At 48.6% G+C, this 19,183-nt stretch carries 20 protein-coding genes; 5 read left to right on the top strand and 15 right to left on the bottom strand.

Annotated features, from left to right (window positions below):
• Window positions 1-14 precede the first annotated feature (14 nt).
• From N530_RS18765 to N530_RS0116230, 14 genes are all read right to left on the bottom strand, one after another.
• Window positions 15-1,577 carry a peptidoglycan DD-metalloendopeptidase family protein gene (locus N530_RS18765; RefSeq protein WP_081774024.1) on the bottom strand — a complete coding sequence of 521 codons (1,563 nt, stop codon included), beginning with the start codon at window positions 1,575-1,577 and terminating at the stop codon, window positions 15-17.
• Window positions 1,578-1,671: 94 nt separating this feature from the next.
• Window positions 1,672-2,322, bottom strand: a complete 651-nt coding sequence (locus N530_RS0116290) for a protein-L-isoaspartate(D-aspartate) O-methyltransferase (RefSeq protein ID WP_026481576.1) — start codon at window positions 2,320-2,322, stop codon at window positions 1,672-1,674.
• An 8-nt stretch (window positions 2,323-2,330) separates the two neighbouring features.
• A complete protein-coding gene (gene surE, locus N530_RS0116285; RefSeq protein WP_026481575.1) occupies window positions 2,331-3,095 on the bottom strand; it encodes a 5'/3'-nucleotidase SurE in 765 nt (254 codons plus the stop codon).
• Window positions 3,092-4,369 carry a serine--tRNA ligase gene (serS, locus tag N530_RS0116280; RefSeq protein WP_026481574.1) on the bottom strand — a complete coding sequence of 426 codons (1,278 nt, stop codon included), beginning with the start codon at window positions 4,367-4,369 and terminating at the stop codon, window positions 3,092-3,094. Before serS ends, surE begins: the two co-directional genes overlap by 4 nt.
• Window positions 4,370-4,557: 188 nt before the next feature.
• The gene (gene tatC / locus N530_RS0116275) at window positions 4,558-5,403 is read right to left on the bottom strand and encodes a twin-arginine translocase subunit TatC (protein WP_051541043.1); all 846 of its coding nucleotides are present in this window, start codon (window positions 5,401-5,403) and stop codon (window positions 4,558-4,560) included.
• 11 nt (window positions 5,404-5,414) lie between these two features.
• Window positions 5,415-6,038 carry a Sec-independent protein translocase protein TatB gene (gene tatB / locus N530_RS0116270; RefSeq protein ID WP_051541025.1) on the bottom strand — a complete coding sequence of 208 codons (624 nt, stop codon included), beginning with the start codon at window positions 6,036-6,038 and terminating at the stop codon, window positions 5,415-5,417.
• 29 nt (window positions 6,039-6,067) lie between these two features.
• Window positions 6,068-6,310 carry a twin-arginine translocase TatA/TatE family subunit gene (locus tag N530_RS0116265; RefSeq protein WP_026481571.1) on the bottom strand — a complete coding sequence of 81 codons (243 nt, stop codon included), beginning with the start codon at window positions 6,308-6,310 and terminating at the stop codon, window positions 6,068-6,070.
• Between the two features lie 62 nt (window positions 6,311-6,372).
• A complete protein-coding gene (locus N530_RS0116260) occupies window positions 6,373-7,479 on the bottom strand; it encodes an ABC transporter ATP-binding protein (RefSeq protein WP_026481570.1) in 1,107 nt (368 codons plus the stop codon).
• A 91-nt stretch (window positions 7,480-7,570) separates the two neighbouring features.
• Window positions 7,571-8,311, bottom strand: coding sequence for an SMC-Scp complex subunit ScpB (gene scpB, locus N530_RS0116255; protein ID WP_026481569.1), 741 nt, complete (start codon window positions 8,309-8,311; stop codon window positions 7,571-7,573).
• Window positions 8,308-9,186 carry a ScpA family protein gene (locus tag N530_RS0116250; protein ID WP_026481568.1) on the bottom strand — a complete coding sequence of 293 codons (879 nt, stop codon included), beginning with the start codon at window positions 9,184-9,186 and terminating at the stop codon, window positions 8,308-8,310. The genes scpB and N530_RS0116250 overlap by 4 nt, the downstream gene beginning before the upstream one ends.
• A 53-nt stretch (window positions 9,187-9,239) precedes the next feature.
• Window positions 9,240-10,265 carry a beta-N-acetylhexosaminidase gene (nagZ, locus tag N530_RS0116245; protein WP_026481567.1) on the bottom strand — a complete coding sequence of 342 codons (1,026 nt, stop codon included), beginning with the start codon at window positions 10,263-10,265 and terminating at the stop codon, window positions 9,240-9,242.
• A 63-nt stretch (window positions 10,266-10,328) separates the two neighbouring features.
• Window positions 10,329-12,620, bottom strand: a complete 2,292-nt coding sequence (locus tag N530_RS0116240) for an SPOR domain-containing protein (RefSeq protein ID WP_026481566.1) — start codon at window positions 12,618-12,620, stop codon at window positions 10,329-10,331.
• 84 nt (window positions 12,621-12,704) lie between these two features.
• Window positions 12,705-14,450, bottom strand: coding sequence for an arginine--tRNA ligase (gene argS / locus N530_RS0116235; protein WP_026481565.1), 1,746 nt, complete (start codon window positions 14,448-14,450; stop codon window positions 12,705-12,707).
• Between the two features lie 53 nt (window positions 14,451-14,503).
• Window positions 14,504-15,715, bottom strand: a complete 1,212-nt coding sequence (locus N530_RS0116230) for a deoxyguanosinetriphosphate triphosphohydrolase (protein ID WP_035267466.1) — start codon at window positions 15,713-15,715, stop codon at window positions 14,504-14,506.
• Between the two features lie 101 nt (window positions 15,716-15,816).
• Between N530_RS0116230 and erpA the strand changes: the two genes are divergently transcribed.
• From erpA to N530_RS18445, 5 genes are all read left to right on the top strand, one after another.
• Window positions 15,817-16,161, top strand: coding sequence for an iron-sulfur cluster insertion protein ErpA (erpA, locus tag N530_RS0116225; protein ID WP_026481563.1), 345 nt, complete (start codon window positions 15,817-15,819; stop codon window positions 16,159-16,161).
• The gene (gene xth, locus N530_RS0116220; RefSeq protein WP_026481562.1) at window positions 16,161-16,949 is read left to right on the top strand and encodes an exodeoxyribonuclease III; all 789 of its coding nucleotides are present in this window, start codon (window positions 16,161-16,163) and stop codon (window positions 16,947-16,949) included. The genes erpA and xth overlap by 1 nt, the downstream gene beginning before the upstream one ends.
• The gene (locus N530_RS0116215) at window positions 16,949-17,308 is read left to right on the top strand and encodes a hypothetical protein (protein ID WP_026481561.1); all 360 of its coding nucleotides are present in this window, start codon (window positions 16,949-16,951) and stop codon (window positions 17,306-17,308) included. Before xth ends, N530_RS0116215 begins: the two co-directional genes overlap by 1 nt.
• A 73-nt stretch (window positions 17,309-17,381) precedes the next feature.
• Entirely contained in the window at window positions 17,382-18,371 is a 990-nt protein-coding gene (locus tag N530_RS18450; RefSeq protein WP_081774010.1) for an SPFH domain-containing protein, read from the top strand.
• A gap of 64 nt (window positions 18,372-18,435) precedes the next feature.
• Entirely contained in the window at window positions 18,436-18,714 is a 279-nt protein-coding gene (locus N530_RS18445) for a hypothetical protein (RefSeq protein ID WP_035267309.1), read from the top strand.
• Here N530_RS18445 and N530_RS0116200 read toward each other — a convergent pair.
• Window positions 18,711-19,178 (bottom strand): hypothetical protein, encoded by a 468-nt coding sequence (locus tag N530_RS0116200; RefSeq protein ID WP_026481560.1) that lies wholly within the window; start codon window positions 19,176-19,178, stop codon window positions 18,711-18,713. The two genes, N530_RS18445 and N530_RS0116200, sit on opposite strands and share 4 nt — an antisense overlap.
• Window positions 19,179-19,183: the final 5 nt, after the last annotated feature.

The following is a 19,183-nucleotide window of genomic DNA, read 5'->3' as shown; positions in this document are numbered from 1 at the left end:
TTATCTGTAATTACTTATCTAAGATATGTCATTGGATTTACAGGTGTCGTATTTTTGCGCACCTCAAAATGAAGTTGCGGCTGTTTTGCACTGCCTGTCATGCCCGATAAGCCAACATTTTGACCACGGCTGACATTGGCACCGCGTTCAACATTGATGCTATCCAAATGGCCATAAACAGTCACAAGGCCATTACCGTGGCGCACAAGTACCGTTTTACCAAACTCTTTTAGACCGTCACCGGCATAGATAACGACACCATTTTCAGCAGCTTTTACAGCCGAACCGCGTGGTACAGAAATATCGATACCATCATTGCCCTTACCGCCAACATTTGAACCATAGCTGGACACAACACGTCCACGCACAGGCCAGCGCAATGCATCAACACCTGTATTAGCAGGCGCTTTGGCTGTGCTGGATGAATCAATCGTTGAAATAGCTTTATTCGTAGCCTTTGGCTGCGCAACAGGAACGTCCTTAGGCGCAGAAACTGTTTGAACACTGGCCGCATTGCCGCCAACACCTGGGATCATCAGCTTCTGACCAAGACGAATGTTATCGCCGGAAAGGCCATTTAAATTTTTGAGCGCCGTAACATTTGTGCCAGCACGCTGCGCAATAGATGACAATGTATCACCTGCACTTACGACATATGTGCCTGAACTTGAAACGGGCGAAGCTACCTGTGCCATGGAAGGCGCAATAGACGCTACCTGAACACCTTGCGGGCGTTTGTCGGGCACCGGTGCAATCGACATTGGAAACTCTGAGCGACCGCCAATATTGGAGCTGGCAGAACGCACTGCAATATTATTGTCTGGCGTCGACATAGGTGCGGTTCTGGAATAAACATAGGTTGGAATAATAACCTGAGTTCCAGCAGCGACACCTTTCGGATCAGAAAGATTATTCGCTTCCATAATCGCATTGGCCGGCACACCGTAGCGTTTTGCCAGATTATAGACGGTCTCACCTTGGCGCATGGTAACATAAGTACCACCTGCAGCTGTCCAGCCTTCTTTTCTAGGCGCTGCATTGGCAACTTGGCTCGGCGCAGAAGGTGTGCTCACCGTCGGCGCTGGTTTTGCAGCAGCCTGCGGTTCAGCTTTCACTGGCAATGGCTGCGGCGCAGATAGGTTTTGGCGTTGGACGGATGCTTGCGGCTTTATAGAGCCGGTATAGGTCGTATCAACAGGCTGTGTATGCGCACTTTGCGGCTGCGTATAAACAGGTTGGCGCTGACCAAAGAGCGGCCTTGCAACTTGCGGTGTTTGTGCGTGTACGCGTGAGCGAATGCGTTGCCCCTGCTGATTAACAGACGCAGTATAGGTATTATCAATACCCTGCGGCGCGATATAGCCTTGCGACTGACCTTGATAAGTCTGCTGCTGCGCAGCTTGAGGATATGGTGTTTGAACCGCGCCCACGCTCTGCTTAGGAACAGCGCCGGTATAAAAGCCGTCATTAAAACGAACTGTATCACTTGCACACGATGCCAAAGAGGCACCGACCGCCAAGATAGATACGGATTTGATTAAATGAGCCGAAATGCGGCTGGCAGATTTTTTACTCATAACGCGTCCTGCAACCTTTAACATGAGAGGTCATTAGACTCTGTTAATGTTACTCGACGGTTAAATTTTAAAAATTATGGTTAAAAAACGAACATTATAAATTCTTAGGCATACGCGGGTTCAGCATCTGCATACGCACTGCGCCTAAATCGCGGCGCTCAAAACGGCTGCCAACTTTTGTCATATGAACCAGTTCCTGTGGCTCATCAGCAGAGCCAATGGCGCAGATCAACACGCCCGATGAAACAAGCTGCTCAATAAATTGCCGCGGTATTGTTTCAAACGCTGCCCATACAACGATACGGTCAAAAGGTCCGTCAGATGCGCCGCGTGAGCCATCCCCATGCAAACAAACAATATTTGTTAGTTGCAGATCGGATAAATGTGAAAGTGCTGCGTTGTGCAAAGTTTTGTAGCGCTCGATCGTATAGACCCGCTTTGCAAGCCTTGCCATGACGCCGGCGGTGTAGCCAGATCCCGTTCCGATTTCCAAAACACGGTTTTCCGGCTGAATATCCAGCGCATGAATAATCTGCGCCTGAAAATCCACGCTTTCAATCGCCTCCCCGCAATCAATGGGGATTGAGCCTTTGCTCCACGCTGCGCCGTGAAACTCGCTTCGAATAAAATCACGCCGAGGGGTTGCCTCAAATGCACCGATCAGTTTGCGGTTATCGAGCCCTGCTGCACGCATACGCAGCAAAAAAGCGGCAAAACCTTCGCGATCAATTGGGCTATTATTCATTCTTTAGCTCAACTTCCGCTCAGCAAATCTTCAAGCGACTGCGTTACTTCACGCGCCGTCAGATCAAGCTTGATCGGCGTAACCGAAATATAGCCATCATTAATCGCGCTAAAATCTGAATTCGGATTTGGCTCGGCATCTGTTGGGAAAAAGCCCAACCAGAAATATTGCTTGCCGCGCGCATCAGCCCGCTCTGTCATCGTTAAGCCGTGCTCAATACGGCCCTGCTCTGTAACACGTGTGCCTTTGACGTCATTCACATCACAGCTCGGAAAATTTACATTGAGCAAAGTGTCTTTAGGCATTTTGGCTTGAACAAGTTTTTTCAGCAATGCAGGCGCAAGCGCTTCGACGACGTTCCAAGGAACAGTTTTCGTATCTTGCTCATAATTATAATGCTGGCTCAGCGCGATAGAGCGGATGCCCATAATCGTGCCTTCGAGCGCACCGCCAACAGTACCCGAATAGGTTACATATTGCGCAATATTATGGCCAGCATTGACGCCAGACAAAATAAGGTCAGGCGCTTTATCAAGCACGTGGCGAACGCCCATAATGATACAGTCGGCTGGTGTGCCGTTGATCGTGTAATGCTTATCGGCAAGTTTGCGCAGCCGAAACGGTTCGCTCATTGAAACGCTATGGCCAACACCAGACTGATCTGTTTCCGGCGCAACAATCCAAACATCATCGCTTAATGTGCGTGCAATGCGCTCAAGAACCGCAATGCCAGGCGCATTAACACCATCATCATTCGTGATTAAAATTCTCATGCGGCTATAACTTCAAGTCCGCCCATATAAGGCTTAAGCACTTCCGGCACGCGAATAGAACCATCTTCATTTTGATAGTTTTCCATGACCGCAATCAAAGCGCGGCCAAGCGCAACGCCAGAACCGTTGAGGCTATGAATGAATTTAGTCTGCTTTTCGTCTTTAGCACGGTAGCGCGCATTCATGCGGCGACCTTGAAAATCACCACAAGTCGAACAGGATGAAATTTCGCGGTAAGCATTCTGCCCCGGCAACCACACCTCAATGTCGTGCGTTTTGCGCGCACCAAAGCCCATATCGCCCGTGCAAAGCATCATTGTGCGGAAAGGAAGGCCGAGTTTTTCAAGCACCGTTTCTGCACATTTTGTCATGCGGTCGAGTTCAGCAATTGAGCTATCCTCATCCGTGATAGACACCATCTCAACTTTATAAAATTGGTGTTGGCGCAAATAACCCTTCGTGTCGCGGCCAGCAGAACCAGCTTCAGAACGGAAGCATGGTGTCAGCGCTGTGTAACGGCGTGGCAGTGTCTCACCATCCAAAATCTCGCCGCTCACAATATTGGTCAGTGAGACTTCAGCCGTAGGAATGAGCCAGTGGCCTTCTTTTGTCTGATACAGATCTTCGGTGAATTTCGGCAATTGGCCCGTGCCATACATCGCATCATCGCGCACCATCAGCGGCGGATTGACTTCCATATAACCATGGTCGCCTGTGTGCATATCCAGCATGAACTGGCCAAGCGCGCGCTCAAGACGCGCAAGCCCACCTTTTAGCAGCGTGAAACGTGAGCCAGACATTTTAGCCGCTGTTTCAAAATCCATCATGCCGAGCGCTTCACCCAGCTCAAAATGTTCCTTCGGCGCAAAGGCAAAATTCGGCAATCCGCCAACTTTGCGCAGTTCAACATTATCGTTTTCATCTGCGCCTTCCGGCACATCATCAAGCGGTATGTTTGGCAGCACAGACAGCGCATCATTGAGCTTAGCATTTAATTGCCGTTCGGTTTCTTCTGCATTTTGCAGAAAGCTTTTCAGCTCGCCCACTTCAGCTTTCAATGCTTCGGCTTTGTCAGTGTCGCCCTGCCCCATAGCAGCGCCGATTTCCTTAGAGGCTGAATTACGGCGTGATTGCGCTTCCTGAACTTTGGTAACATGCGCACGGCGCTCTTCATCCAAAGCAATCAAACCCGCTGATTGCGGCTCTGCACCGCGCTTAGCAAGGCCAGCGTCTAGTGCTTCAGGGTTTTCACGAATCCAGCGAATATCAAGCATAATCTTACCTTTATTGCACGCAAATGAGCGCGCCCAAATTTGGTCCGTCAATCGCGTAAATATACGAAGCGGTCAAGAGGTTAGAGCAATTGCAGGAAAAGTGGGCACCGGTTTTCCGTCCGAAATTGCGCAATAGCAAATAGATAGAGAATTTCCGCAGCTCTATTTCAAACGAAGTGCTCTAACATTTAAGACTTTTCTTCGAGAGATGCAGGCGTGTCGCCAAGTCCATCTTCTTCATCATCATCGTCGCTATCATCATAAGACGGACGGTTACGTTCGCCCCTTCTGACAAGATAGATAGACAATTCATAAAGAAGCAATGTGGGAATAGCCAAGCCCAGCTGCGTCAGCGGATCGGGCGGCGTTAAAATAGCTGCGGCAACAAAGGCCAGAACAATCGCATATTTACGTTTATCAACAAGCGCGGCAGATGAAACAAGTCCTGCCTTGCCGAGCAAAGTCATTGCAACGGGCAATTGGAAAACCAATCCGAACGCAAATATCAATGTCATGATAAGTGACAGATATTCCGACACTTTTGGCAAGTTCTCAATGGCCACCCGCCCTGCGCTCGCTGGCTGCTCTAGCGAGAGAAAGAACCACATCGCCATTGGAATAATCAAGAAATAAACCAATGCTGCCCCCACCAAGAACAACACAGGCGTTGCAATTAGAAACGGCAGAAAGGCAGATTTTTCATTAGAATAAAGGCCCGGCGCAACAAAACGATAGATTTGCGTCGCAATGATTGGAAACGCTAGGACCAACGAGCCGAAAGCGGCGATCTTGATCTGCGTGAAAAAGAATTCTTGCGGCGCGGTATAAACGAAGCGGATTTTTTCCAAATCCATATCGAGCCAGCCTGCAGCAACCGTATAAGGCACAACGAGAAAGTTGAATATGGGCGTGGCGAAAGAGTAGCAGAGAATGAAGCCTACAAAAAATGCAGCAATAGAATAAAGCAGCCGTGTGCGTAGCTCTTTGAGATGCTCGATAAGCGGCGCTGCGGTTTCTTCGACTTCATCTTTCAAGGATTTATCGTTCACGATTCACCCTTTGGCGCAGTTGTTTTAGTCGTTGTTTTTTTAGGCGCAGCTTTGCGCGTTGTTGACTTTGCAGCGCTGGTTTTTGCCGCTGGCGAAGACTTAGGCGCAGCTATTTTAGCAGGGGCTGCCTTAGTACTTGCAGCTTTCTTCGCTGGTGCTTTTTTAACCGGCGCTTTTTTTGAAGGTGCTTGCTTTTTAGGTGCAGCATCTACGGTAGCGACAGCTTGTTCCGTCGCCTTCGTTTCAGCGCGATCAATTTGAGCGTTTACAGCTTCTTCACCCTCAATATCGGCTTGTGCAGCCTTATCGACAGATTTTGCAACGCCCTTAAGCTCATCATTAATATCACGCCCAACTTGGCTAAGCGGATTGAGCGCATCTTTGATCTTAGTACGCGGGTCTAAACCGCGCACATCACTAGCAAGTGTTTTAAGATCATCCAGCTCGGCTTCTGACAAAGCATCGTCAAACTGCTTGCGAAAATCACCAGCCATTTTACGTGCATTGCCTAGCGTCTTGGAAAACCCGCGCAATACGCGCGGCAAATCCTTCGGTCCAACCACAACGATTAGAACGATTGCAATAAGCAGTAATTCGGTCCAGCCAAAATCAGGCAGCATAGCTTAAGCTTTGCAGATTGGAGTTGAAATCATTTCACTTTTTTAGAAGACGCTTTAACAGCTTCAACGCCGTCTTCAGCTTTGTGCTCTACAGTTTTAGCTGCATCTTCAGCAGCATCTTTTACATCATCGGATTCATCGGACATGCCTTTTTTGAAGCTCTTGATGCCTTTTGCAACATCACCCATCAATTCAGGGATTTTGCCGCGGCCAAATAGCAACAACACAATCACCAAAACGATGACCCACTGCCACCAACCTGTAATACCCATGACTCATTCTCCCAAACTGTGATCTATGGCATTAAACTGCCAAAAGTAATCTTACAAATTATTTAAGCGTTATCGCCCGTAGTTTCAAACAACATAATGTCGTTATTTCTAACTTTTATAACCACGTCTTTAGCATCATATGGAAGTTCGTCTGCACGAATGCGCGCACGCACCGGTTCATCAACCCCAGATACTGCTAAACTCAGCTGTTCGAAATCACCTAAAAAGCGTCTGGCCGTGACACGGCCCAACACACCATTATCATTCTTTTTAGCTGCACTGACTTCAATGCCAGTCGTTCTAACGGCAATTTTTACATTCCGCGCCTCACCATTATCGGCGATTGGCAATATACCAAGCGGCGTGTCGGCAAAGCCATCTTTAACAACACCATCAAAAACATTTAGCTCTGCAAAAAAACTGGCGACAAATAAATCGCGAGGCGCACGGTACATTTCGCCAGATGTGCCAACTTGCACAATCCGCCCGCCATTCAGCAATGCAATCCGGTCGCCCATGCGCATTGCTTCTTCTGCATCATGCGTCACAACAATGGTCGTCGCACGTGTTTCCCGCAAAATAGCCAATGTTTCAGCGCGTATGGAATCTTTTAGCCGCGTATCAAGTCCAGAAAAAGGCTCGTCCATCAACATCACAGATGGGCGCGGTGCCAAAGCACGCGCAAGCGCTGCACGTTGCTGCTCGCCGCCGGATAAAACATCAGGGTAAGAATTCACATGATGCTCAAGCCCAACACGCCTGATCGCATTAAGCGCTTCCTGTTTGGACATCGCTTTAGACATCGTCGTCAAACCAAAGCGCACATTGTCCAATATCGTCATATGTGGAAACAGCGCAAAATCTTGGAACATCAATCCAATCGAGCGCTTTTCGGGCGGCAAGAATATCTTATCGCTGGCAATTTCGCGCCCATTCATCACCACAACGCCGGATGTTTGTGGCTCAAGCCCTGCAGCAACCCGCAATAGCGATGTTTTACCAGAACCGGACGGCCCAAGAAGACAAATCACTTCACCTGGCTGGATGTGCAAATCAATGCCCTGCAAGATGTGCTTGTCGCCATAATGCAAATGCAAATCACGGAACATAAGCTCGGCAGCAAATGATACACCCGTGCGGGCAGCATTTTTAGAAGTCGCCGAAACCATTATTTGCCGTTCACTATCATTCGAGTTGGGAAGTTGACTGCTTAAGTCAGCTTATAGCCCTAACAAGCCCCGCAATGTCAATCAAACTTGATCAATCATCTTGCGCAAGCGGCGTTAAAAGTCCCAGTTCTTCCAAGTCAATATCACCCAACTCTTCTTCATCATCAGTCAGCGCATCAGGATCAATGCTCGGCATTGGAACAGAAAAGCCAGCCGGCATACGTGCAGACAAAAGCCCCGCCGCCTTTAATTCTTCCATTCCAGGCAGATCGCGAATTTCTCCAAGGCCAAAATGGTCCATAAATTCAAGCGTTGTACCATAAGTTACAGGACGGCCCGGTGTTTTGCGGCGGCCGCGCAGTTTGATCCAACTTGTCTCCAAAAGCACATCAAGCGTGCCCTTCGATGTTTCAACACCGCGAATTTCTTCCATTTCGGCGCGCGTAACCGGCTGGTGATACGCAATAATCGCCAGCACTTCGAGCGCAGCACGCGACAATTTGCGCTGCTGAACTTGTTCGCGTTGCATTAAAAACGAAAGATCGCCAGCGGTACGAAATGCCCAAGCATTATCAATATGCACCAGATTAACACCGCGTGTTTCATAAAGCTGAGCAAGCGCTTCCATAACACGGCGCACTTTCACACCATCAGGCAAACGATCAGCCAAAGCCTTTTCTGTAACAGGCTGCGATGATGCAAAGACCAAAGCTTCGGCCATACGCATGGCTTCTCTTGTCACCGCTTCCGCATCATTATTGTCAGATGAAATATCACCATCGTGATCTTCCATAGCTTGCGGTTCCACGTTTTCGTTCATTTCATCCATCATAGGGCAGCCTCAACGGATGGCTGTTTGGGACCAGCAACGGAATCGCGCAAATAGATCGGAGAAAAATGCTTATCTTGGCGTATTTCCAACACACCTTCACGCACCAGTTCCAAACTGGCCGCAAACCCGCTGGCAATCGCAGTGCGGCGCTCTTTTGCTGTTGGAATATAGGCAAGGAAAAAACTATCCAGCGCTGTCCAGTCGCTCATATCACCAACAAGGCGCTGCAAAATTGTGCGCGCATCCTTCAATGACCACACAGGACGGCGCTCAATGGAATAATCATCATTCATCGCATGGCGTTGGCGCCCGCCAGAATAAGCCGCAAGCAAATCATAGAGCGACGCAGAAAACTCAGTGCGTTTTTCCAGCACAACGGTTTCGGGCATACCGCGCGCAAATACATCGCGCCCTAACCTATTGCGATTAACCAGCTTGGATGCTGCATCACGCATCGCTTCAAGACGTTGCAGACGATACTGCAAAATCGCCGCCATTTCCTCACCAGAAGGTTCATCATCATTGGCAGGCTTTGGAATAAGCAGTTTTGATTTCAAAAACGCGAGCCAAGCAGCCATCACCAGATAGTCGGCAGCAAGCTCAATGCGTATTTTTTTAGCCCGTTCAATGAATGTGAGATATTGGCGCACAAGCTCAAGAACAGAAATTTGCGTTAAATCTACTTTTTGGTTGCGCGCAAGGTGAAGTAAAAGGTCCATCGGACCTTCAAAGCCCTCAACATCAACCACCAAAGCTTCTTCATTGGTAAGGCGTTCAGGGCCACCATCCTGCCAAACAGCATCCATCGGCACCGCTTTGCCATTTTTGGCATTTTGCGATCCGTCAGCCGTTTTCTTTGCACTTTGCTGTGCCATGCAGCCACTTTCCTTCAACGCCCCATTGGGGGCGTATCAGCCAGTGAGCATTATCAGGCGAAAGCGCTCACCAGCGCATTGAACTCTTCACGAAGGGCCGCCGTTTCTTGGGCGGCACTTTGCGGCGCTTTCAACAAGTTTGTTGCTGCATTTGCGCGATCTAACGACCTACCTGATAATGTAGGTGTCACTTCGCAAACCGGCAACATCTCGTGCATAGCACCATTGCAATGTAGTACAACATCGCATCCCGCTGCAAAGGATGCCTGCGCTCTATCACAGAAATCCCCAGAAAGTGCATGCATTGACAGATCATCGGTCATCAAAAGCCCGTTGAATCCGATTTCACCGCGAATAATTGTCTCTATGACGTATTTTGACGTGGTCGCAGGCGCTTTTGCATCAAGGGCTGTGTAAATTACATGTGCCGTCATCGCCATTGGCATATCTTTAAGCTGCTTAAACGGCTCAAAATCATGCGCACGAAGCGTTGCCGCGCTTGTATCAACGATTGGCAAGTCCTTATGGCTATCAACCAGTGCACGGCCATGGCCCGGAATGTGTTTGATAACGGGCAAAACACCGCCTTCAAGCAAGCCTTCTGCTGCCGCCAACCCCATGTCGGCAACCGCTTGCGGTGTGTGGCCATAAGCACGATTGCCAATCACATCGTGCGAGCCTTCAACAGGCACATCCAGCACAGGAAGACAGTCCGCATTGATACCAAGCGGCAAAAGATCTGCCGCATGGAGTTTGGACATCATTCGGGCAACACGCATGCCTTCATTTTTGTCTTTCTTGTAAATTTCGCCTAACGCAGCACCCGACGGATAGTTTTGTGTAATCGGCGCTTTAATACGCTGCACACGGCCGCCTTCTTGGTCAATAAAAACTGGCGCGTTCTCGCGGCCTACAAGCTCGCGGAAATGCGCCGTCAGAGCGCGTATCTCATCTGCTGTGCCAATATTTCGGGCAAAGAGAATAAGTCCCCACGGCTTATGCTCGGCAAACATTGCTATTTCTTCAGATGTAAGCGCAATTGTTGCGCAACCAGCAATCATGGCCTTTGCATCGGTCATGGCAATTCCTTACTTTTTAAAAGATATTTGGGCGGCATCACACCGCCCAATTGGGTCAGATAATTAGCGTGTTACGAAACAACTGCCGCCAGCTGACTTAATCCTCTCGCACAAGCCATTGGCCTCAGCACGATCATTGGCACCAACACGAACGCGGTAATATGTACCCTTGCCTTCAATAACGGCTTTGCGAATGACAAGATCGCGGCCACCAAGCACATTGCCAAATTTGCTAGACAATGTGCGAGCTGATTGCTGGGCATCAGCCTCTGTCGGCAAGGAAGCCATTTGCACTGAATATGGTGTCGGCGCTGCTTCTGTTGCCGCAGTTGGAGCCGCTGCAACTTGCGTCGGCTCTGGATTGACAATGTTCACCGGCTGATCTTTTGGACGCTCAGCGATATTTGACGGCGAGATCGTTTTCGTTTGAACTGTCCGTGTCGGTAATGCTGGCGCTGCAGCAGGCTCACTCTGCGTAAGTCGCTCAGGCGTAGCAGCAAGCTCATCGGCAACAGCGCTGTTTTCAGCATTTACCGCCTCACCAACAGGCACACCGCCCAATTGTTCTTGGTCAGCAGAAGCAACTTCTGTTGCAGGTGTTTGTGGTGCAATCGGTGCTGGTGTTGGCACGACTTCGCGCTCAACCAATGTACCATCAGCGCGCACAACAAGAGTACGCACTTTGCGCGGCGCAACAACAAACGGTGCAGCTTCATTAGAGGAAGAAGTCTGCGCAGAAGGCTCAAGCCTGTCGTCGCCCTTTTGCAAATCTTCGCCGTTCAAGCTGCTTGGTAATGCATTTTCTGGAACAGCTGCGATATCTACCGGCTCTTCGGAGGTTGAAACGAGTTCTTCTTGCGAAGGCACGCCTCTCGACTCGCTAAAGACAGCACGGTCCTGATTAGGAACCTCTTTGCCGCCTGGATTTTCCGGCGCAACTTTTACAGGGTCCGAACTTGCTTTCACCAGAACGGGGCCATCTGCGCTATTTGTTCCGCCGCCAGAAAGCGCAAAAATGCCAATTGCGCCAACGATTGCAACGCATCCAAGCACGGCAGCAACTACAAGACCGCGTTTTACAGTTTTAGGTTCGTCATAACGCGGACCGGCTGCAGCACCATCAAAACCATCATCATAGGCATTCGGCGATGCATTGCCCAAACTACTGGTATCATGGCTTACAAATTCGATATCACGCGCAAGTTCAGCTTCAAATCGTGTTTCATCAAAGGATTCGTCATCATTGGCCATCGCTGTTTCACCAGCACGGCGTAAAAGAGCAGATACTCCTGCTACTGCGCTCGTTGCAGCAACGGCTGCCGTTGTGGCAGGCCAACTATCATCGACTTCAAGCGATGCTTCATCAAAATCTATGTCTAAATCGTCTTCGAAACTTGAAGAGAATTCCGAATCCACATCGGGCAATTGTGGAACATCTATCGCCACGGGTCCGCCATCATTGAAAGCAGACATATCTGTCGTGTCCAAAACTGGAACGCCAGCAGTATCAGTTTGTGCAACAGGCTCTTCGTAATGCAGTGAAAAATTATCTTCGATATTGCTATCGAACTGCGAAATGCTTTCATCAACTGCCGCAGAAAGAGACAATGGCGGCTCGTCAACAATCATTGTTTCTTCGGGCACACTTGCATATTCTGGAGCAACATCAGTGTTTGTTTCTGCAAGATCTTCATTGAAAAATGTCGCAAACTCATTTTCAAGAGCATTATCATCAAACGCTACCACAGATTCAGAAACGGCGGTTTCTTCTGCAGAAATAGATTGTTCAAAATATTCATCCGCAGGCTCACTTAAAGGTGCAGGCTCTTCGTATGAACGATCATCAAGAATTGCAGGCTGAATTGCCTCTTGTAGCTGAATAGCTTCAAGCTCTTCATCCATATCAGCAAAGCTGGCTTCAGTGTCCATGTCATCTAGGCTGACTTCGGGCGCTGCTTGTTCAAGCTCATGCAATACAGGCTCTTCAACCAGAGGCGCAAGCTCTTCAGAAACCTGTGCCGCATATTCAGGCACCTCAGTGCCAACAGAAACATTACCGCCCAACATGGCAGCAAGTTCATCTTCCAAAGAGGAAACCGTCGGCGCTATATGTTCCGGCGCTTCCACATAAGGCTCTACAGGTTCCTCCGGAGCCTCAGCATAATTTTCGACACTTAGCTCCGCAAGCAATGCATCTTCGAGATCAATTTGCGGATCAATCTGAGATGAATCAGATTGAGATTCCTCGTCAGCAAACCCCATAATGCGTGACAATTCGAAAAGTGGATCATCACTATTGATATCCACGTCTTTCGTTTTATCTTGAGAAACGCTTCGCGTTGCTGCATCGATCATTGCGGTCACCTAAACTCTTTACCCGTGGAAACTTCCACTTAAATTGCGCAATACCAGCGTAATATGGGCAAAAAGTGGCTTATATCACCGCATTTCTTCAGGTGAGTCCACGCCCAATATTCCAAGACCAGAGCGCAACACGTTCAAAACGCCCTGCACCAAGCCAAGTCTGGCAGAGGTCAATTGTGGATTGTTAACCTTAACAAACCGTAAGTGTTCATTGTCATTGCCTTTATTCCAATGTCCATGGAAGCTATTTGCTAGCTCATAAAGGTAAAAAGCAACGCGGTGCGGCTCTTGCGCCATAGCCGCAGATTCCACAATACGCGGAAATTCAGCTAATTTACGCACAAGTGCAATTTCGCTCTCATCATCCAACATGTGAAGCAATTCAAGATCAGCCGAGATGCCAGGAATCTGCTCACGTGCTTGCCTAAAGACAGAATAACACCGTGCTGAAGCATATTGCACATAGAATACGGGGTTATCTTTTGACTGCTCTGTCACTTTAGCAAAATCGAAATCAAGCGGTTCGGAGCTTTTCCGGTAAACCATCATAAACCGCACGGGATCGCGGCCAACTTCATCAACAACATCGCGCAAGGTCACAAACTGCCCTGCCCGCTTGGACATTTTTACAGGTTCGCCATTACGTAGCAATTTCACAAGCTGGCAAAGCAAGACCGTCAGATCGACAGTTCCATCAGATACGGCCCGTGCCAAAGCTTCCATCCGCTTGACATAGCCACCATGGTCGGCGCCAAGCACAAAGATCATTTCCTCAAAGCCGCGCTCAAACTTATCAACGAAGTAAGCAACATCGGCGGCAAAATATGTGTACGAGCCATCAGACTTAACGAGCGGCCTGTCGATATCATCGCCCACTTCGGTTGAGCGGAACAGAACCTGTTCACGGTCTTCCCAATCATCAGGCAATTGACCTTTCGGCGGCGGAAGTGTGCCGCGATAAACATGACCTTTTAGCGTCATGTCATTTAAAGCCGCTTTAATTTTCGCGCCATTGTCGTCATGCACAGTGCGCTCTGAGAAGAACACATCATGATGAACATTAAGCGCGGCCAAATCTTCGCGGATAAGCGCCATCATCGCATCAATGGCGTCATCCTTGATGATAGCGAGCGCTTCTTCTTCGCTTTTTTCTTTAAGCGCTTCGCCATATTGCTTCGCCAAGGCTTCGCCCAGCGGCACAAGATAATCACCGGGATAAAGGCCTTCCGGCATATCACCAATAACTTCGCCAAGCGCTTCGCGGTAACGCAGCATAACAGAGCGCGCCAACACATCAATCTGCACACCAGCGTCGTTAATGTAGTATTCTTTTACAACGTCAAAACCCGCAAATTTCATCAAATTGGCCAGCGTGTCACCGATCACCGCACCGCGGCAATGGCCAACATGCATAGGACCAGTAGGGTTCGCTGAAACAAATTCAACATTGACCTTCTTGCCACCGCCAATATCAGAGCGACCATATTCAACGGTTTCGCTCGCCATCAATTTCAGCTGCGCCAACCAAAATTCGTTAGAAATACGAAGATTGACAAAACCAGGGCCAGCAATTGATGTTTCAACAATATCAGCGTCTTGTTCCAAAGCGCTCGCAATTTTTTCTGCAAGCACACGTGGATTTTCACCAACTTGTTTGGCAATGACCATCGCAGCATTGGTCGCTATATCGCCATGTGAAGGGTCACGCGGTGGCTCAACATTGACACGTGCAGTTTCCAATGCCCCACCATCACGGGTTTCCAATTGGAGACCTTCAACGGCAGTAATCACCCGCTCGCGAAACGCGGAAAAGATATTCATGTCAACATTCCTGAAATTTTGAAACGCAAATGCGTTAATTGTGTGTGGCGCTGCTACCGCAATTCGGGCGTTTGGTCAAACAACCGTCGATGCTGCGCGATAGCAAAATTGTCCGTCATACCAGCCAAAAAGTCTGATACGCGCTGTGCCAGCGCTTGCTGATCAAGTTTTGTTACTTGGTCTGCCCATTCGCCGCCCATATCAGCAGGGTTTTGCATATATCGCTTAAACAGATCCCGAACAATGTCTTCAGCCTGTGTGCGAACCCGCAAAACATTCTCATGGCGATACATATTTGCGAACATAAAACGCTTCAGCTCTTTTTCACGCGTTTTCATCACAGACGAAAAAGTCACAATTGTCTGACCGGCATTATAAATATCATCAACAGACTTAGGGTTCAGTAAGCTAAGGTTTTCACCAGCCGTGCGGATCACATCTTCAACCATCACAGTCATAACGCGGCGCGTTGTTTCATGGCCGCGTCGTGTCTGGTCAAGATCAGGATATTTGCCATCAACAATCGCTAGCTGCTCACCAACAAGTTCAACTTCTTTCAACAAATCAAAAGAAAGCAACCCAGCGCGCAAGCCATCATCAATATCATGAGTGTTATAAGCTATGTCATCGGCAATAGCCGCGACTTGCGCCTCTAAACTCGCATGGTCAGCAAGTTTAAGGTCGTTTTTAGCATTGTAATTTTCGATAGCGCGCGGCAGCGGCTTACCATCCAGCGATTGCCCGTTTTCACCAAGCAAAGGCCCATTATGCTTCACAAGCCCTTCAAGCGTCTCCCACGTTAAGTTGAGACCATCAAAATCCGCATAGCGATGCTCTAATTCGGTAACAACCTTGAGCGCATGGGCATTATGATCAAACCCACCAAAATCAGCCATCATCTCATCAAGAATATCTTCGCCCGTATGCCCAAAAGGCGTATGGCCAAAATCATGCACCAACGCGATAGCTTCAGCCAAATCTTCATCTAAACGAAATGCACGCGCCAATGCCCGCGCAATTTGAGCCACTTCAATCGTATGCGTTAGCCGTGTTCGATAATGGTCATCTTCATGACTAAAAAACACTTGTGTTTTGTGTTTTAAGCGCCTGAAAGCAGTCGAATGAACAATTCTATCGCGGTCTCTTTGGAAGGGTGTACGTGTCGGGCTTTCGCGCTCCGGCACCAATCTTCCTTTGGAATTTTCAGGATTGCTCGCAAAAGCTGCGCGTAATCCACCGCCAAACCCTATATCGTCAAACTGCACCACCGGAACCTGTCCTTGTTCATGCCTCAAACATGTTTCAACCTACACATATTGACGAGCGCCCTTCGCGTCCATACCTATAGAGAAGATTGGAGCAAATCATGACCGCCCACGAACCATCAAAACAAGTTCAGATAACCGACGCAGCATTTGCACGCGTTGCCAAAGTGCTTAAAAACGAAACGGACAACAACGCCTTGCGCGTTTCGGTTGAAGGTGGCGGCTGCTCTGGATTTTCCTACCAGTTTGATCTGACATCAGAGCGCAATGATGATGATATTGTCTATGAAAAAGACGGTACAACCATCCTCATTGATGAGCTTTCCTTAGTGTATATGGGCGGTTCGGTCATTGATTTTGTTGATGATCTTGTCGGCCAAAGCTTTCAAATCAAAAATCCAAATGCAGTAGCATCCTGCGGTTGCGGCACGAGTTTCAGCGTCTAATGAAAATCGCAACATGGAATATCAACGGCGTTAAAGCACGCCTACAAACGGCAAAAGATTGGCTCGAACAATCAAAGCCAGACATTGCTTGCCTTCAAGAAATCAAATCAATTGACGAAAACTTCCCCCGTGAAGAGTTCGAATCGCTGGGCTATAATCTTGTAACGCACGGTCAAAAGAGCTTTAACGGCGTCGCAATTTTATCGCGGTTGCCATTTGATGAGGTCAATCGCGGCTTGCCCGGTGATGATGCCGATGAACAAGCCCGCTTTATTGAATGTGTTGTTTCAACGCAGCATGGCGCCCTGCGCGTGGTTTCGCTTTATCTGCCCAATGGCAATCCCGTCGCCGCTGACTCCATAAAATTTCCCTATAAGCTTGGTTGGATGGACCGTTTGGAAGCATGGGCAGAGGAACGTTTAGCGCTTGAAGAGCCGCTTATTCTTGCCGGTGACTACAATGTCATCCCTATGCCTGTTGATTGCCATGACCCAAAGGTTTGGGAAGGCGATGCACTGTTTCGGCCTGAAAGCCGTTCAGCTTTTCGCCGTCTTGCCAATCTTGGCTTTACCGATGCGCTGCGTTCTGTGACCGACGCGCCAGAAACATATACTTTTTGGGATTACCAAGCGGGTGCTTGGCAAAAAAACAATGGTATTCGCATTGACCATTTGATGCTTTCGCCAGAGGCGGCGAACAAATTGATCAGTGTTGATGTCGAAAAATACGTCCGCGCTTGGGAAAAACCGTCCGACCATGTGCCCGTTGCGGCCGAACTCAATTTCTAATGAACGATTGGCGCAAGCAGGACCGCCTTGCCAGCGTCATCTTGACGGTTATGTTTCTAGCTGGGCTTCTTGACGGCTATAGACCACAGCTGGTTGAACAATATATTTTAGTCTACACGCTCATAATGTCCGTGTTGGTAGTTTATTGGCTTTATTTGGATGCGGCTGATTTCAAACAAAAACGGCCTGGAAAATGCGTGATTATCACCGCTCTTTTGTTTTTCCCGATCGGCATCTGGATGCATTTGATACAAACACGCGGCTCTGCGCGCGGTACGATACAAACGATAATTGTCGTCGCAATCTATTTAGCCACTTATTTTGGCGGCGCCATTTTAGGCGAAACATTGGCTGAGTAGCCGCATTCGCACAATTGAAACCTTTGCAGTTTATCACCACATTAAAATAAGCTTTGTTTTTTAGGATAGCGATATGAGCGAACTCACCCTGTTTTTGATGCCTGCCGGCCTGATATTCTTAGTTTTGATCATCTGGAGCATTATCGTTATCACGCCAGGTAAGCGTGCGAGCATCGTCGAGCGATTTGGTCGCCCTCTTCCTAAAGCGAAAATGTCGGGCTTAACCTTCAAATTGCCTTGGCCGATTGATATTATGGTTGCTCAGATCAATCTACAGCTACAAGAAATTTCTGCGGATGTTTCAGTTAAGACATCCGACAATGCTTTCATGTTGCTTCCGGTCAAAGCCCAGTACCGTGCCAGCTCTGAACCTGAAGGTGCCGTACGTGCCCATTACGAGCTTGAGGACCCAGAGCAGCAGATCACAAGCTATGTGCTGAACAATGTTCGCCAATCCGCTTCTGGCATGACAATGATCGATCTCTATCAAAACCGTGATGCCATTGAGGAGCAAGTTCAGGAAGCCTTGCAGGAGCGCTTTATCCGCTATGGCTACTCTATTGAAAACGTATTGATTGATGAGCCGCAACCAAGTGTTGAAGTGCGCGATGCCTTTAACCGCGTTATCGCGTCCGAGCGCGAAAAAGAGGCTGCACAAAACATCGCCGATGCAAAACGCATCGAGCTGGTCGGCGTTGCTCAGGCCGAAAGCGAGTCTAAAAAGCTACAAGGTGAAGGCATTGCCAATATGCGCAAAGCCATTGCCCATGGCATGGAAGCTGCAATGGCAACGCTGACCAATTCAGGCCTATCTGAACAAGAAGCGCTGCATTTGCTTATGGATACCAACCGCCTTGATACGATCAGCACGGCTGCCGCACATGGCAATATGATCCTTGCCGATATGCAAGATAGCGCGCATTTCATGAATACGATTGGCGCGATCAGAGCCGCCGATCACAAGGGCCCCAACAAAGATAAAACGCCCAAAAGCACGTTTTCAACACGGCAAAATCGATCAATGCCGACCCTCAATCCTTTTGCCCGCAAAGACGACGAATAAAGCTCAACTTGCACGAATTGAGGTTCTGTGAGACCCTTCCATCCTAAGATGGGAGGCTATTTCAATGAAATACGAGCTATCATCGACACGATTGGTACTTATTGCAGCCATTTTTACGGCTCTCGTACCGGTCACTTCTTTTGCTAAAAGTGAATGTACTTGCCGGTTTAAAGACCGCTCGGTGCCAGAAGGCATAACAGTATGCTTAAACCTGCCTTCTGGTAATGTTCTAGCGACATGCAGCCGCGTTTTAAACAATACGTCATGGAAAATTCTAGAACAAGAATGTCCGCTTGGCTCGCTTGAAAAACAAGCTTGGCCGATACCTGTGCGCTTTAGCTAAAGGCTTTTATTATCTGCGGCCACATCCGTGCTTTCCGCATTTCTCTGCTCGGATTCCAGCGCTGCGTAATAGCTTGCCGTATGGCGGCGAAACCAGCGAACTATGGAAAACACGCAATAGGCAAGGATCGCGTAAAATATGGTCCCGCCAATACCAAGGCTATCTTTGATAAGCCAATATGCAGCACCCAACATCGCAGTTATAAAAACACTTGATCCAAGCATGGTGATGGCAAACAGCCGCTCTTGCGGTCTCGCAATAAGCTTCCAGATCAAATCAGCGAAGAAGAATAAAATTCCGGCCCATAGATAGGCTGCAAGGAACATAATCGGCACGAAGAAGACGACAAAACCAATATCGCCAATTGGAAAAAATACGTTTGCGATGAGCGTAAATAAAGCAGCTACGAAAAGTTGGAGCATTTTCAACTTGGTGCTAACGCTCATCGTTGAAATTGACTTCATTATAA

This window comes from Ahrensia sp. 13_GOM-1096m (assembly GCF_000620605.1).
GTDB lineage: Bacteria > Pseudomonadota > Alphaproteobacteria > Rhizobiales > Rhizobiaceae > Ahrensia > Ahrensia kielensis.
The sequence above is the reverse complement of the archived record's forward strand: the minus strand, read 5'-3'. Positions and strand labels throughout refer to the sequence as shown.

Coding starts and splice junctions, on each gene's coding strand:
- xth (WP_026481562.1), top strand. CDS start 16,161: ATGAAAATCGCAACATGGAATATCAACGGCGTTAAAGCACGCCTACAA.
- surE (WP_026481575.1), bottom strand. CDS start 3,095: ATGAGAATTTTAATCACGAATGATGATGGTGTTAATGCGCCTGGCATT.
- N530_RS18450 (WP_081774010.1), top strand. CDS start 17,382: ATGAGCGAACTCACCCTGTTTTTGATGCCTGCCGGCCTGATATTCTTA.
- N530_RS18765 (WP_081774024.1), bottom strand. CDS start 1,577: ATGAGTAAAAAATCTGCCAGCCGCATTTCGGCTCATTTAATCAAATCC.
- N530_RS0116240 (WP_026481566.1), bottom strand. CDS start 12,620: ATGATCGATGCAGCAACGCGAAGCGTTTCTCAAGATAAAACGAAAGAC.
- N530_RS0116250 (WP_026481568.1), bottom strand. CDS start 9,186: ATGGCACAGCAAAGTGCAAAGAAAACGGCTGACGGATCGCAAAATGCC.
- N530_RS18445 (WP_035267309.1), top strand. CDS start 18,436: ATGAAATACGAGCTATCATCGACACGATTGGTACTTATTGCAGCCATT.
- scpB (WP_026481569.1), bottom strand. CDS start 8,311: ATGATGGATGAAATGAACGAAAACGTGGAACCGCAAGCTATGGAAGAT.
- N530_RS0116290 (WP_026481576.1), bottom strand. CDS start 2,322: ATGAATAATAGCCCAATTGATCGCGAAGGTTTTGCCGCTTTTTTGCTG.
- nagZ (WP_026481567.1), bottom strand. CDS start 10,265: ATGACCGATGCAAAGGCCATGATTGCTGGTTGCGCAACAATTGCGCTT.
- N530_RS0116215 (WP_026481561.1), top strand. CDS start 16,949: ATGAACGATTGGCGCAAGCAGGACCGCCTTGCCAGCGTCATCTTGACG.
- N530_RS0116260 (WP_026481570.1), bottom strand. CDS start 7,479: ATGGTTTCGGCGACTTCTAAAAATGCTGCCCGCACGGGTGTATCATTT.
- serS (WP_026481574.1), bottom strand. CDS start 4,369: ATGCTTGATATTCGCTGGATTCGTGAAAACCCTGAAGCACTAGACGCT.
- argS (WP_026481565.1), bottom strand. CDS start 14,450: ATGAATATCTTTTCCGCGTTTCGCGAGCGGGTGATTACTGCCGTTGAA.
- N530_RS0116265 (WP_026481571.1), bottom strand. CDS start 6,310: ATGGGTATTACAGGTTGGTGGCAGTGGGTCATCGTTTTGGTGATTGTG.
- N530_RS0116200 (WP_026481560.1), bottom strand. CDS start 19,178: ATGAAGTCAATTTCAACGATGAGCGTTAGCACCAAGTTGAAAATGCTC.
- erpA (WP_026481563.1), top strand. CDS start 15,817: ATGACCGCCCACGAACCATCAAAACAAGTTCAGATAACCGACGCAGCA.
- tatB (WP_051541025.1), bottom strand. CDS start 6,038: ATGCTGCCTGATTTTGGCTGGACCGAATTACTGCTTATTGCAATCGTT.